Annotated in this window: 12 protein-coding genes and 1 riboswitch; of the genes, 6 read left to right on the top strand and 6 right to left on the bottom strand. The window is 60.3% G+C overall.

Features of this window, described 5'->3' with window-relative positions; all coding sequences use genetic code 11:
• Positions 1–46: 46 nt before the first annotated feature.
• Complete coding sequence (locus BW967_RS05710; protein ID WP_076484099.1) at positions 47–451, bottom strand: metallopeptidase family protein; 405 nt, start codon at positions 449–451, stop codon at positions 47–49.
• A 98-nt stretch (positions 452–549) separates the two neighbouring features.
• Here BW967_RS05710 and gltX point away from each other — a divergent pair, with 98 nt between their 5' ends.
• From gltX to gcvP, 4 genes are all read left to right on the top strand, one after another.
• Entirely contained in the window at positions 550–1,878 is a 1,329-nt protein-coding gene (gltX, locus tag BW967_RS05705) for a glutamate--tRNA ligase (RefSeq protein ID WP_076484098.1), read from the top strand.
• A gap of 157 nt (positions 1,879–2,035) precedes the next feature.
• Positions 2,036–2,126: riboswitch (glycine riboswitch) on the top strand.
• 143 nt (positions 2,127–2,269) lie between these two features.
• Entirely contained in the window at positions 2,270–3,379 is a 1,110-nt protein-coding gene (gene gcvT, locus BW967_RS05700) for a glycine cleavage system aminomethyltransferase GcvT (RefSeq protein ID WP_076484097.1), read from the top strand.
• 17 nt (positions 3,380–3,396) lie between these two features.
• Positions 3,397–3,753: a glycine cleavage system protein GcvH gene (gcvH, locus tag BW967_RS05695; RefSeq protein WP_076484261.1), complete on the top strand. Its 357-nt coding sequence runs from the start codon at positions 3,397–3,399 to the stop codon at positions 3,751–3,753.
• Positions 3,754–3,757: 4 nt separating this feature from the next.
• On the top strand, positions 3,758–6,592 hold the full coding sequence (gene gcvP, locus BW967_RS05690; RefSeq protein WP_076484096.1) for an aminomethyl-transferring glycine dehydrogenase: 2,835 nt from the start codon (positions 3,758–3,760) through the stop codon (positions 6,590–6,592).
• A gap of 43 nt (positions 6,593–6,635) precedes the next feature.
• Here the strand turns inward: gcvP and BW967_RS05685 are convergent, their stop codons facing one another.
• The 5 genes from BW967_RS05685 to BW967_RS05665 are packed head-to-tail and all read right to left on the bottom strand — an operon-like array spanning position 6,636 to position 10,432.
• Positions 6,636–7,754 (bottom strand): beta-ketoacyl-ACP synthase III, encoded by a 1,119-nt coding sequence (locus BW967_RS05685; RefSeq protein ID WP_076484095.1) that lies wholly within the window; start codon positions 7,752–7,754, stop codon positions 6,636–6,638.
• A gap of 56 nt (positions 7,755–7,810) precedes the next feature.
• Positions 7,811–8,752 (bottom strand): 2-hydroxyacid dehydrogenase, encoded by a 942-nt coding sequence (locus tag BW967_RS05680; protein WP_076484094.1) that lies wholly within the window; start codon positions 8,750–8,752, stop codon positions 7,811–7,813.
• The gene (locus BW967_RS05675) at positions 8,752–9,093 is read right to left on the bottom strand and encodes a tRNA-binding protein (RefSeq protein ID WP_076484093.1); all 342 of its coding nucleotides are present in this window, start codon (positions 9,091–9,093) and stop codon (positions 8,752–8,754) included. Before BW967_RS05675 ends, BW967_RS05680 begins: the two co-directional genes overlap by 1 nt.
• The gene (proC, locus tag BW967_RS05670) at positions 9,090–9,902 is read right to left on the bottom strand and encodes a pyrroline-5-carboxylate reductase (RefSeq protein ID WP_076484092.1); all 813 of its coding nucleotides are present in this window, start codon (positions 9,900–9,902) and stop codon (positions 9,090–9,092) included. Before proC ends, BW967_RS05675 begins: the two co-directional genes overlap by 4 nt.
• 26 nt (positions 9,903–9,928) lie before the next feature.
• Positions 9,929–10,432, bottom strand: coding sequence for a type III secretion system chaperone family protein (locus BW967_RS05665; protein ID WP_076484091.1), 504 nt, complete (start codon positions 10,430–10,432; stop codon positions 9,929–9,931).
• A gap of 850 nt (positions 10,433–11,282) precedes the next feature.
• Here BW967_RS05665 and BW967_RS05660 point away from each other — a divergent pair.
• Complete coding sequence (locus BW967_RS05660) at positions 11,283–12,296, top strand: BamA/TamA family outer membrane protein (RefSeq protein ID WP_076484090.1); 1,014 nt, start codon at positions 11,283–11,285, stop codon at positions 12,294–12,296.
• A 9-nt stretch (positions 12,297–12,305) separates the two neighbouring features.
• Positions 12,306–13,811, top strand: a complete 1,506-nt coding sequence (locus tag BW967_RS05655; RefSeq protein WP_083951978.1) for a TolC family protein — start codon at positions 12,306–12,308, stop codon at positions 13,809–13,811.
• Positions 13,812–13,815: the final 4 nt, after the last annotated feature.

The following is a 13,815-nucleotide window of genomic DNA, read 5'->3' as shown; positions in this document are numbered from 1 at the left end:
CCAGATAGGTGGTGGCCGGTTTCGGTCCAGCCGCCTCGCGGAGCTGTTATTCCCACCAGCGGTCGATGGCGGCGATATCGTCATCTGACCAGCCGAAGTGATGCGCCATCTCATGCACAAAGACATGGGCCACCAATTCATTTAGCCCAACATCGCCACGCGCCACCCATTCATCCAAGATCGCGCGCCGAAAAAGCCAGATCACATCCGGCCCGCTCGGGTCTGCGATGGATTTCTCGGTCATCGGCACGCCTTCATACAGCCCGGTCAGCTCATAAGGGTCGTCGATCTCTAACTCTTCGAGAAACGTATCGGGGGCCACATCCTCGACCCGCAGCACCACTTGCGCCGCAGACGCCTGGAACGCTTCGGGCAAAAGCGCTCGTGCGGCCTCCGCCATCGCTTCGATCTCTGCAAGGCTTGGCGCTTCGCAGTCTTTCCAACGGCTCATTTTCTGCCTCCCAACGCGGCGCAACCCGTTTGCGCGCCCTGCTCGATATGGACAAAACGGCCCGCCTGTGAAAGAGGATCACGCAACAGGAGATCGCCATGACCGTTGTGACCCGCTTCGCCCCCTCGCCGACCGGCTATATCCATGTCGGCAACCTGCGCACCGCGCTGATGAACTATCTGACCGCCCGCAAAAATGGCGGCACCTTCATTTTGCGTATTGATGACACCGATCAGGAGCGCTCGAAACAAGAATATGTCGATGCGCTGAAAGCCGACCTTGAATGGCTGGGCCTGACCTGGGACCGCGAAGAGCGGCAATCTTTGCGGCTTGATCGGTACGAAGCGGCGGCGGAAAGCCTGCGTGCTTCGGGCAAGCTTTATGAATGCTTTGAAAGCCCGACCGAGCTGGACCTGAAGCGCAAGAAGCTTTTGAACATGCACCGCCCCCCGGTCTATGACCGCGCGGCGCTGAAGCTCACCGCAGAAGACAAAGAAAAGCTGCGCGCTGAAGGCCGCGAGGGCTATTGGCGTTTCATGCTTGATCTGACCCGGATCGAATGGACAGATGGCATCATTGGCGACATTTCGATTGATGCGGCCTCGGTCTCTGACCCGGTGCTGATCAAGGCGGGCGGGCAAGTGCTTTATACCTTTGCCTCCTCGGTCGATGATATGGATATGGGGGTCACCCATATTGTGCGCGGCGGCGACCACGTCACCAATACCGCGACGCAAATCCAGATCATTGAGGCGATGGGCGGCACGCCCCCGGCCTTCGCCCACCACAGCTTGCTGACAGGTGCGAAGGGCGAGGAGCTTTCCAAGCGCCTTGGCACGCTGTCGATCCGTGATCTGCGTGAAAATGGCATTGCGCCCGAGGCGCTCTTGAGCCTGATGGCGCGGCTTGGCTCCAGCCAGCCGGTGGAACTCAAGCTCAGCCTTGATGAGATCGCCGAAGGGTTTGAACTGTCGCAATTTGGCTCGGCGCCGACGAAGTTCGACCCCGAGGATCTGATCCCGCTCACCCGCGCGCGCAACCACCAACTGCCCTATGCGGCGGTGGAAGCCGATATTCGCACGCTGGGCATTCCCGATGCGATGGCCGAGCAGTTCTGGGCCGTGGCCTCGCAAAACATCGACAAGCTGTCGGACCTCAAACATTGGGCGGAACTTGTGCTGGAAGGTGCCGAGCCGGTGATTGACGCCGAAGATGCCGAGTTTGTGGCCGCCGCGATGGCGCTTTTGCCCGAGCCGCCCTTCACCGCCACCACGTGGAGCGAATGGACCGCCAAAGTGAAGGCGGAAACCGGGCGCAAGGGGAAGGGCCTCTTCATGCCGCTGCGCAAAGCGCTGACCGGGCAAAGCCATGGCCCGGAGATGGCCGATCTGATGCCGCTTTTGCAAAAAGTGCGCGCCAAGGGCTAAGCACGGCATCACGCCAAAAGGCTATTGAAACAGGGTCGGCACTGCCGGCCCTGTTCTTTTTTGTGCAATAGCGACCTGATTTGGTCGTTTTTATCCGTAAAGCGTCGGATTTGATTTTCTTCCTTGCAAGTGCCGCTTTGCCTCGGTTATGCGAGGGAAGTCAGGAACGGGAGACACTGGCCGCAAGGTCAGGGCCGAAGGAGCAACCGCCCCGGTAAACTCTCAGGCAAAAGGACCGGTCTGACAAAAACTCTGGAGAGAGGCCCGCCCATCGCGGACCCGCCGAAGGGATAATGATCTCAGGCGCCTGTGACAGGCACGGACAGGGGGGGCATCGAGCGGGCGCATTGCCCGAGAAATCGGTGCCGGGGAACCGGCTAAGGGGGATGACATGGCCGGGGATACGGGGTGCAAACGCACGTCGCTTTATGATCTGCATGTGGAATTGGGGGCGAAGATGGTCCCCTTTGCGGGCTGGGAAATGCCCGTGCAATACCCGATGGGCGTGCTGAAAGAGCATCTGCATACGCGCGTCAAGGCCGGGCTGTTTGACGTCAGCCATATGGGGCAGGTGATCTTGCCGATCGGCGCCGTGGCGGCGCTGGAGGCTTTGGTGCCGGTGGATATTGCCGGGCTTGGCTTGAACCGCCAGCGCTATGCGATGCTCACCAATGACGCGGGCGGGATTTTGGATGATCTGATGGTCACAAACCGCGGCGATCATTTGTTTTTGGTCGTCAATGCCGCCTGTGCCGAGGCGGATATCGCCCATCTGAAAGCGCATATCGAGGGTGTCACCGTGGTGGAAGGGCGCGGGCTTTTGGCGCTGCAAGGCCCTGCCGCGGAGGGCGTCTTGGAGGCAATTGTCCCCGGTGCCGCCGCACTGCGCTTCATGGAAACGGCGACCTTCCTGTGGCAAGGCAATGATCTTTGGGTCTCTCGCTCTGGCTATACGGGTGAAGATGGCTATGAAATTTCGGTGCCCGATGAGGTGATTGACGCCTTCGCGCGCGCGCTTTTGGCAAATGAGGCCGTGGCCCCCATCGGTCTTGGTGCGCGCGACAGTTTGCGGCTTGAGGCGGGGCTGTGCCTTTATGGCCATGATATTGATACCACCACCTCGCCGGTGGAAGCCGGGCTCACGTGGGCGCTGCAAAAGGCGCGTCGTGCGGGCGGGGCGCGGGAAGGCGGTTTCCCGGGGGCCGCGCGCATCTTGCAAGAACTGGCCAATGGCCCCAGTCGCAAGCGCATGGGGCTGCGCCCGGAAGGCCGCGCGCCGATGCGCGAAGGCGTTGAGATTTACGCTGCGCCCGAGGGCGGCGCGCCCATTGGCACCGTGACGTCGGGCGGCTTTGGCCCCTCGATCGAAGGGCCGATGGCGATGGCCTATCTGCCCGCTGACCTGCCCGAGGGCAGCACCGTTTATGGCGAAATGCGCGGCAAACGCCTGCCCGCGCGGATCACGCCCCTGCCTTTCCATCCCACAAGCTACAAACGCTGAGGAGCACCCCCATGACGATCCTGTTTACCGAAGAGCATGAATGGCTGCGCCCCGAGGGCGATCTGGTCACCGTGGGCATCACCGCCCATGCCTCTGAACAGTTGGGCGATGTTGTGTTTATTGAACTGCCCGAGGTCGGGCGCATCGTCGAAAAGGGCGAAGAGATTTGCGTGATCGAATCCGTCAAAGCCGCCTCCGACATTCTTGCCCCGGTCGCAGGGGAGATCGTCGCGGTGAATGAGGTGCTGCCCGACACCCCCGGCGCGGTGAATGAAAATGCGCTTGGCACGTGGTTCTTCCAGATCCGGATCAGCGATCCGGCAGCGCTTGCAGGCTTCATGGATGAAGCCGCTTACACGAATTTCATCGGGTAAAATCATGACCTTCACCCCCACGACCTACAACACATATGATTTCGCCAACCGTCGCCACATCGGGCCGAGTCCGGCGGAGATGGAAGAGATGCTGAAGGTGGTGGGGGTGCCCTCGCTTGACGCGCTGATTGACGAAACGGTGCCGCCCACGATCCGGCAGGCAAAACCGCTGAGCTGGGCACCAATGACCGAACACGGGCTGCACAATAAGCTGCGCGAGGTGCAGCAAAAGAACGTCGTGATGACCTCGCTCATTGGGCAGGGCTATTACGGCACGGCCACGCCCCCGGTTATTCAACGCAATATCTTGGAAAACCCGGCGTGGTATACCGCCTACACGCCCTATCAGCCCGAAATTGCTCAAGGGCGGCTGGAAGCGCTTTTGAACTTCCAAACGATGGTGGCCGACCTTACCGGGCTGCCTGTCGCCAACGCCAGTTTGCTCGACGAATCCACTGCCGCCGCCGAGGCGATGATGATGGCGCAGCGCGGTGCGAAATCGAAGGCCAAGGCGTTCTTTGTCGACCTCAACCTGCATCCGCAAACGATTGACGTGCTGGAAACCCGCGCCGCGCCCTTTGGCATTGAAATCCTCAAGGGTCAGCCCGATGAAATGGTGCCTGATCAAGTCTTTGGCGCGATTTTCCAATATCCCGGCACCTATGGCCACGTGCGTGATTTTACCGATTACATCGCCATGTTGCATGAGGCGGGTGCCATTGCGGTGATGGCGACCGACCTTCTAGCGCTGTGTTTGCTCAAAGAACCCGGCGCGATGGGGGCCGATATCACGGTGGGCTCGGCGCAGCGCTTTGGCGTGCCGATGGGGTATGGCGGCCCGCATGCGGCCTTTATGTCTTGTACCGATAAGCTCAAGCGCACCATGCCGGGGCGGATTGTTGGCGTGTCCATTGATGCGCGCGGCAACAAGGCCTACCGCCTGAGCCTGCAAACCCGCGAGCAACATATTCGCCGCGAAAAGGCGACCTCGAACGTCTGCACCGCGCAGGCGCTGTTGGCGGTGATGGCGAGTTTCTACGCCGTGTTCCACGGGCCAATGGGGCTGCGCGCCATTGCCGAAACGGTGCATTTCAATGCGGTTCGGCTGCATGATGCGTTGGTCGCCGCAGGCGCCGATGTGGCGCCGCAGGCCTATTTTGACACGATCACCGTGCGCGTGGGCGTGGGGCAAATGGGGATCATGGCGGCGGCGCGCCAGCATGGGCTCAACTTCCGCAAAGTGGGCGAAGGGCGCGTTGGCATTTCGGTTGATGAGATGACAGATGACGATGTGATCGCGCGCGTTCTGGCCTCGTTTGGGATTTTGCAGCCGCCGCCTGCGGGCACGCATCTGGGCTTCCCCGAAGAGATGCTGCGGCAGACGGAGTATCTGACCCATCCGGTCTTTCACATGAATCGCGCCGAAAGCGAAATGATGCGCTACATGCGCCGTTTGTCTGACCGCGATCTGGCGCTGGACCGGGCAATGATCCCGCTTGGGTCGTGCACGATGAAGCTCAATGCGGCGGCGGAAATGGCGCCGCTTACGTGGCATCGGTTCAACTCGCTCCACCCTTTCGTGCCCGCAGATCAAGCCGCAGGCTATGCCGAGATGATCGAGGATCTGACGGCAAAATTGTGCGAGATCACCGGCTATGATGCCTTTTCGATGCAGCCCAATTCCGGCGCGCAGGGCGAATATGCGGGGCTGATGACGATCGCCGCCTATCACCGCTCACGGGGCGATGACCAGCGCGATATCTGCCTCATTCCGATGTCGGCGCATGGCACGAACCCGGCCTCGGCGGCGATGGCGGGGATGAAGGTGGTGGTGGTGAAATCTGCCCCGAATGGCGATGTCGATATTGAAGATTTCGCCGCGAAGGCCGCTGAGGCGGGCGATAGGCTCGCCGCTTGCATGATCACTTACCCCTCGACGCATGGCGTGTTTGAGGAAACGGTGAAAACGATCTGCCAGATCACCCACGACCACGGCGGACAGGTTTATTTAGACGGCGCGAATATGAATGCGCTGGTGGGGCTGGTGCGCCCGGGCGAATGCGGCTCGGATGTGAGCCACCTCAACTTGCACAAGACCTTTGCCATTCCGCATGGCGGCGGCGGGCCCGGCATGGGGCCGATTGGGGTGAAAGCGCATCTCGCCCCCTTCTTGCCGGGGCATTCCGAGACCGATGGCAAGCCCGGCGCTGTTTCGGCGGCGCCTTATGGGTCCGCCTCGATCTTGCTGATTTCATGGGCCTATTGCCTGATGATGGGCGGCGAGGGGCTGGCGCAGGCGACGCGGGTGGCGATTTTGAACGCGAACTACATCGCCGCGCGGCTGCGCAACTCCTATCCGATCCTTTTCATGGGGAACCGTGGCCGGGTCGCGCATGAGTGCATTTTGGACACCCGTCCCTTTGCAGAGGTGGGCGTGACGGTGGACGATATCGCCAAGCGCTTGATCGACAATGGGTTCCATGCGCCGACCATGTCTTGGCCGGTTGCGGGCACTTTGATGGTCGAACCCACCGAAAGCGAAACCAAGGCCGAGATCGACCGCTTTGTCACCGCGCTTGAAGCGATCCGCGAAGAGGTGCGCGACGTGGCCGAGGGGCGGATTTCGGCAGAAAATAGCCCGCTGCGCCACGCGCCCCACACAGTCGAGGATTTGGTGGCAGAGTGGGATCGCCCCTATTCGCGCGAGCAAGGCTGCTTCCCGCCCGGTGCGTTCCGAGTGGATAAATACTGGCCGCCTGTGGGCCGGGTCGACAACGCTTATGGCGACCGGAATCTGGTCTGCACCTGCCCGCCAGTCGAGGCTTGGGCGGCAGAGTAAACTGATCCTGCCCGGAGCCGCGCGCGGCGGCTCTGGGCGTGCTTTAATACCGTTCGACGATCACAGAGCCTACCGAATAGCCCGCGCCAAAAGAGCAGATCAGCCCTTTGTCGCCAGGGTTTAGGTCTGATGAGAACCGATCAAAGGCAATGATCGAGCCGGCGGATGAGGTATTCGCGAATTCTTGTAAGATATTGGGCTGCTCGCCGGGTTCTGGGTCACGCCCTAGCACCTTGCGGCCAATGAAATCATTCATCGTTTTGTTTGCCTGGTGCAGCCAAAGGCGCTTCAGGCTATCCGCTGGCACGGTTTCTTCGGTCAGATGTGCACCGATATGCGTGCAGACCAAGGGCAGCACTTCCTTAAAGACCTTGCGGCCCTCTTGCATGAACTGCATGTCGCGCCGGTCTTGCATCCCATCGGGGCGGTTGCGGCGCAAAAAACCGTTGTTGTTGCGGATCGCGTTCGAAAATTCGGTCGCGCAGCGGGTGGAGCGGATCAGGAAGCCATGTTCGGCATCCTCGGCGCGCTCAATCAGCGTGGCGGTGGCCACATCGCCAAAGATAAAGTGGCAATCGCGGTCGCGCCATTCCAAATGGCCTGAGGTGATTTCGGGGTTCACCACCAGCGCGCGCCGGACCGAGCCCGACCGGATCATATCCGCCGCCGCCTGAATGCCAAATGTGGCCGAGGAACAGGCCACATTCATGTCAAAGGCAAAGCCGCCCGCGCCCAGAAGCTTTTGAATTTCAATCGCAACAGCCGGATAAGCGCGCTCCATATTGGAGGCGGCGCAAATCACTAGATCGACCTCGTCGCCTTTGCGGCCTGCTTTGCTCAGCGCGGCTTCGCAGGCCGCAAGTGCCATTTCGGCCATGATACCGGGTTCGTCGTCAGAGCGTTGCCGCAGGTTCGGGTACATCCGCGCAGGGTCCAAAACGCCCGAGCGGTCCATCACATAGCGGTTTTCAATGCCCGAGGCTTTGACGATAAACTCAGAAGATGAATGCGGGATCGCGGCCATTTCCCCCGCTTCAATCGCGGCAGCATTCTCGGCATTCACCCGGTCAGCATAGGCGTTGAACGCGGCAACCAAATCATCGTTTGAAATCGCCTCAGGTGGGACAAAAACTCCGGTCGCGGTAATCGCTGGCTGATACATGCATGCTCCCCCAAATTTGCGCCACGTTCGGCCCGCTTTTGGGGAAGGTCAAGCGTTCAGACGGGGTTGGGTAGCGCTTTGCCGTCACGGAAGGCGCGTAAATTCTCAATCGCCATCATCCCCATTGCGTCGCGCACCTCTTCGGTGGCGGTGCCAAGGTGGGGCAAGAGGGTGACGTTGTTGAGCCTACGCAGGGCCTCGGGCACCAGCGGTTCTTGGGCATAGACATCAAGCCCCGCACCGCCGATCTGGCCAGCCTCAAGCGCCGTAATCAGCGCAACTTCATCCACCACATCGCCGCGCGCGACATTGATTAGATGCGCATGGGGGCGCATGGCCGCCAATTCCGCCGCGCCAATCATGTTGCGGGTTTCTGCGGTGGCGGGAACGGCGAGCACCACGAAATCGGCCCAAGCCAGCACGTCCGGCAAGGGCAGGGGGCGCGCCGTGAACGGCAAGTCTTTCGGGCTGCGGGTGGCATAGGCAATTTCCATCCCAAAGCCAAAATGCGCGCGGCGCGCCACGGCTTGGCCAATCCGCCCCATGCCGATGATGCCAAGCCGCTTACCCGTGACGTGGGCGCCCAGCATTTGCGTCGGCGCCCAGCCGGACCAGTCGCCCGCGCGCAGCATTCGCTCCCCCTCCGAGGCACGGCGGGCAGACATAAGGAGCAGCGTCATCGCAATATCGGCGGTGGCATCGGTGACCGCACCCGGCGTGTTGGTGACATTGACCCCCGCCGCGCGGGCGGCCTGCAGATCAATATGGTTCACACCAACGCCGAAATTGGCCAGCAGTTTTGCGCGGACCGGCCCGGCAAAGGCCTCGGCCACGAACGCATCGCCCAAAGTGGGCAAAAGCGCGTCATACTCCGCCAAAGCGGCACGGGCTTCGGCCACGCCCATTGGTGCATCGTTTTCGCGAAATTCCGCACCGAATTCCTCGCGCAGAATCGTGCTCACACGTGCAGTTTGCGCGCGGCTCACCAAAAGCCGCATCAGAACATCCGCCCGCCAAGCGGCACCTCTTGGCCCGGACCAATCAGCACCACGGCGCCATCGGCATCGGGCAGGCCGAGCACCAAAGCCTCGGACATGAAGGGGCCGATTTGGCGCGGCGGGAAGTTGACGACGCCAAGCACCTGGCGGCCCATCAAATCCTCGGGCGTGTAATGCACGGTGATCTGCACGGAGGATTTTTTCACGCCAATTTCAGGGCCATAATCGACCCAGATCTTGTAGGCGGGTTTGCGGGCCTCGGGGAAGGGCTGCACATCGACCACACGGCCCACGCGAATATCGACCTTGGCGAAATCATCATAGGTGATCGGATCGCTCATTTCCCCAACTCCTTGCCGCGCGCCTCGGCGGCGGCGGTAGCACGTTGCATGAGTGGTGGCAGGCCGGCTTCCGGGTCCATCAACACCGCCAGCGCGGCGGCGGTGGTGCCGCCCGGCGAGGTGACATTGACGCGCAATTGCGCAGGCGAGACATCGCTGTCTTCGGCCAATTGGCCCGCGCCGCCGACGGTGGCTTTGGCAAGGCTCATGGCTAGCTCTGCGGGCAGGTTTAGGGCTTCGCCCGCGGCCGCCAAAGCCTCAATCATATGGAAGACATAGGCCGGGCCGGAGCCGGAAATGGCGGTGACGGCATCCATCTGATGCTCACCCTCAAGCCGCACCACTTGGCCGACCGCCGAAAGCAGCCCCTCGGCCAAAGCCAGATGCGCCTCGGTCGTGCTGTCATTGCCGCAAATTGCGGTGATGCCCCGGCCAATCGCGGCGGGGGTGTTGGGCATCGCGCGCACCACCGGAGTGGCCGCGCCAAGAATGGTTTCATAGGTGGCGAGCGTCGTGCCTGCGGCCACGGTCACAAACAGCGTTTCGCCCCCGCCCATCGCTTTAAGTGTGGGCAGCGCCTCGCCCATCATTTGCGGTTTGACGGCGACCAGCACCACGGCAGGCGCTTCGGGCAGTTTGCCATTGAGCGCAACGCCGGTGCCGCTCAGCCAATCTGACGGAAAAGGCTCGACCACATGCACCGCTTTGGGGCTTAGCCCTTGGCCGAGCCAGCCCGCCAGCATCGCCGAGCCCATTTTGCCACAGCCCAAAAGCACGAGCCCGCGTTTTTCGATTTCGGAAAAGTCCATCGCAATCTCCCTTGTCGCGGGGGAGATTAGGCGCGCCCGTAAGCCTCGGCAATGGCGACTTTCATCGCCGCTTCGGGCGTTTCTTCGCCCCATGTCGCCAGTTGCATCGCCGGATAGAAACGCTCCGAAACGCTGAGTGCCGCGCGGATCATTCGGTCGACTTGCTCTGGGCTCGCGATCTGCCCGCCCGAAAGCACCAACCCGTAGCGCCAGACCATCAGCCCCTGTTCCGGCCACCACGTAAAGGCCCCGGTCCAGCATTGGTCATTGATGCGGTTGAGCAATTCGTAAAGCGCGCCCATCCGCGCCTCGGGCGGTTCAAGTTCAAAGGTCGAGATCAACCGCAGCGTTTCATCTTGCTCAGACCAATCAAGGGTGAGCGCGTAGCTGCGCCACTGTCCCTCGACCGACATCGCGATCTGGTCATGGGCGAGGCGGTCAAAATCCCAGTCATGCGCTTGGGCAAGCATCTCGACCACGTCGATCGGATGGATCTCGGTGCTATCGAGATAGTCTTCGCTCAGTGCCATGCTGCCCCCGCTTGCCTGTACTGGTTTGAGGAATGTCCCCAAGAAATCGAATTCGATACTAGGCACGGCGGTTATCCACAGCGCCCCTACCAGATATCGTGCGGGCTGCGGCGAGGTCTGTAAAGTAGATTATGGTGGATAAGTCGTGAATGCGCGGCTTACCCACAAGAAATGCACAGGAAATAGGAGTTTCGGCGACTGTTCTGCACCTTTGGCCCGGACTGGGCGCGTGCGGGATGCTCCTGCGCAGGGGGGCCAGGACAAGAGGCCGATATTGGCATCAAGCTATTCGTCGGCAGCGTTGGGGGCGGCTCTGACACTGTCTGGCGGAACCAGAGCACCGCCTCTGATCCGCCCCATTCCCGCAGCCTTTGCAACCGCAGGTGTTAATTCGGCGGAAAAACGCTTGTCATGCGGGTCGTTTCAGGCAAGTTTACCGTCAATCGGTGAGCCACTTGGGGAGTGTGGGTCTGCGGTGCCGGGGAGAGAGGGAGGACATGGGGCGACTGCGGGCGCCCCAATCATTTCGCGGATGCCTGCCTGATTGAGGTGAGGCAATCTGTTTTCTTCAGTCCTGCGCGTAGAACATACCTTCGGGTGCGCAGAAGATACCTTTAGATCACGTTAACAAGACGAACGATTTCGGTCTGAACCTGAAATCTGGGTATATCTTTGGGTCCAGAGACGTGACCTGAGGGATGAACTCCCCGGAAAATGAAGGCTGCCAGCGATCGACCCTTCGTAACGTGATTGAGGTTGTAAAAATGCGAGGGGGAATATGCGAAGATATAGTCTGGTAAAATCATGTGTTTTGGTGTGTTTTTTCGCGCCTTCTGTCCACGCTCAGGACATGGACCTCGGAGCTGAAAAGGTTGGCTCGCTCGCCTTTGGGGTCGGCTATAATATGGATGCAGGTGCATCCGTATCTGGGCGTTTTAGGCATGACCGCTTTTTAGGCTATGACCAAACACTGGATTTTGGTTTTGACGTCTCAGAAGACGAACACTCCTACGACCTGCTGTTTCAAAACAACGGAATTGGCAACGGAAATCCGAAATTTGCTTTTGTCTTGAGCCACGTTACCGGTGATCGACAATCGCTGATGGGAATTGATACGACAGAGACGTTTTTTAGACCGCAGGCGGTTTTTGCCAATCCGAACTCCCGGCTGACGGTTGAGGCTATTTTTGGCCACGACGAAATCTCGAATGTTGCAGCCGCGCCTGCTGTTTTGCAGGCTGAGCAGGGCGCGCGAGACCTTTATGGCTTGGGTCTTGACTACTCGGCCAAGCGCGCGGGCTGGTCTTATGGCATCAGCGGGGAAGCCATCACCGACGGTCGCGATCTGTCTTACGGCAAGCTCGAAACGACAGCGTCTTATGAAATTGCCTTCCCTCAATCTGAGACCGAAGTCGGTGTTCGCTTGGCTGCGGGTATGATTTCTATGTGGGAGGGGCAAACAACGGTGAATGATCGGTTTTTGCCCTCTTCTGGGGCTTTGCGTGGTTTTGAGGCCGGTGGATTTGGCCCGGCGGACGCGTCCGTGCTGGATGGCGCGCCGGTTGGTGCAACGAATTATGCTGTCATGTCATTTTACGCGCGGCGCACGGGCGTAATCGCGTCGATGCCCGAATTGGCGATCGGTGGGTTTGTGGATTTAGGTTCGGCATGGGGTTTTGACGACAATGGTAATGCTGCGCGTGCCGCGATTGACGACGGTGCAAACCTGCGGGCGTCAATCGGTTTGACCGTTAGTCGCGAGTTTGGTCCTGCGCGGGTCGAGTTGGTTCTCGCGCATCCATTCCAGCATGAAGACACGGATCATCTGCAAGAAGTGCAGATCAACTTTACCAGTAAATTCTAGGAAACTGCTATGCTACAGGCTCCCTTCGTAAAGACGTCTGCTCTGAAGTACGCGGTGCGTGTGTCCTCGCTGTCCTTGGCGCTGGTTGCCGCGGGATGTGGCGGCAACATTAAGTTTGAGAAATCCGCTGAAGAGCTTTTGGCGCAGATGGAAAAAGACGGTGCCGTCGTGCCGATCCCGTCCAGCATGGCGCCAAGCCGGATAAGCACGTCCGGGTCGTTGACGTCGTTTGCTGCAGTCGCGGCACAGACAAGCCCCAATGTCGCGTCCGCGCAGCGTCAGATGATGGCGGCGCAAGCACGGGTCACAGAGGCAGAACGCGAGTTCTATCCGCAAGTGGCTCTGACGGCTGACAAGATCAATACGCATCAAGTCATCGAGGAAAGCTCGAACCCGTCGTTTGCGGGCGATGATACGCGCTACGACACGACCAACATTGCTTTGACCGCCAATATGCGCTTGCTCGATTTGCCGATGTCGGCGGCGATCGTCGCGGCGCGTTCGGAAGCTGAAGCGCGCCAATCTGATTTTGAAGCGGCGAAACAAGATTTGCTGCAAAATGTTCTGACGGTTTACGCGGATGCGGCCGAGGCGATCGAACGTTGGCGTCTGGCGAATGCTGAGGTCCAATATTTCAACGCGCGCGCCGAATTTGAGCGCACGCAGTCCAACGCAGGCGAGCTTCGCGCGTCTGAGCGATCGGTTTCCGCAGCCGAGCTTGCACGTGCGCGCTCAGATGCGTCGATTGCGGCTGCGGACTATCGCATTCGGGCGGATCGTCTTTGCGGGATGGCCTATGACACGACCTGCCCGTATCCGGCTGCTGCGCGCAATGGCGCTTCGCTTCCACGTCCAACCGCAATTTCGCAAGCGGAGCTAGATCGCGTTGAAAACTCGCCAGAAGTTCGCGCGATGGCGAGCCGTGTCAACGTCGCTTTGCGCGAGGTGGATCAGGCGCGTATGGCCATGTATCCACGTTTGTCCTTGGAAGTTGCCGTCGCCCAGCGTGACCGTGGTGGTTCGCTCTTTGATGGTTCGAGCTTGACCAACACCGAGGATGTGACGCTTCAGTTCGAATGGGATCTTTACACCTCTGGCCGTCTTCGGGCGATCCGGGATGCGCAGTTGAACGAAGCACTGGCCATTGGTCACGATTACGACGCGCAGCTTCAAGCGGCGGTCAATGATATGCGCGGCGCGACATCGGCGCTCAATGCTTTGTGGCAGCATGATCGGTCTTTGAACGAGGTCATTTCTCTGCGCCGCTCTGCTGTGAATGAGATCTCGAAAGAGATCGAGGCTGGGCTCGCCAATGACCTCGACTTGGCCGAGGCCAAACTGGAATTGGTGCGTGCAGAAGTTCTGCAGCAGCGCACCCGCCGCAACTATATCCTCGCAACCATCGCACGTGCGCGCGCGACCGGGTCGATTGATGATGCGTTGGTCGCTTCTGTCGAACGCGTCTTGTCGGATAATCGTTACTCCGCGCGTGTTTACGGGCGTGTCGCCCGCTAATCCC

Source organism: Rhodobacter aestuarii (genome assembly GCF_900156655.1).
In the GTDB taxonomy this organism is placed as follows: domain Bacteria; phylum Pseudomonadota; class Alphaproteobacteria; order Rhodobacterales; family Rhodobacteraceae; genus Rhodobacter; species Rhodobacter aestuarii.
The sequence above is the reverse complement of the archived record's forward strand: the minus strand, read 5'-3'. Positions and strand labels throughout refer to the sequence as shown.

Coding starts and splice junctions, on each gene's coding strand:
- BW967_RS05710 (WP_076484099.1), bottom strand. CDS start 451: ATGAGCCGTTGGAAAGACTGCGAAGCGCCAAGCCTTGCAGAGATCGAA.
- gltX (WP_076484098.1), top strand. CDS start 550: ATGACCGTTGTGACCCGCTTCGCCCCCTCGCCGACCGGCTATATCCAT.
- gcvT (WP_076484097.1), top strand. CDS start 2,270: ATGGCCGGGGATACGGGGTGCAAACGCACGTCGCTTTATGATCTGCAT.
- gcvP (WP_076484096.1), top strand. CDS start 3,758: ATGACCTTCACCCCCACGACCTACAACACATATGATTTCGCCAACCGT.
- BW967_RS05685 (WP_076484095.1), bottom strand. CDS start 7,754: ATGTATCAGCCAGCGATTACCGCGACCGGAGTTTTTGTCCCACCTGAG.
- BW967_RS05680 (WP_076484094.1), bottom strand. CDS start 8,752: ATGCGGCTTTTGGTGAGCCGCGCGCAAACTGCACGTGTGAGCACGATT.
- BW967_RS05675 (WP_076484093.1), bottom strand. CDS start 9,093: ATGAGCGATCCGATCACCTATGATGATTTCGCCAAGGTCGATATTCGC.
- proC (WP_076484092.1), bottom strand. CDS start 9,902: ATGGACTTTTCCGAAATCGAAAAACGCGGGCTCGTGCTTTTGGGCTGT.
- BW967_RS05665 (WP_076484091.1), bottom strand. CDS start 10,432: ATGGCACTGAGCGAAGACTATCTCGATAGCACCGAGATCCATCCGATC.
- BW967_RS05660 (WP_076484090.1), top strand. CDS start 11,283: ATGGACCTCGGAGCTGAAAAGGTTGGCTCGCTCGCCTTTGGGGTCGGC.
- BW967_RS05655 (WP_083951978.1), top strand. CDS start 12,306: ATGCTACAGGCTCCCTTCGTAAAGACGTCTGCTCTGAAGTACGCGGTG.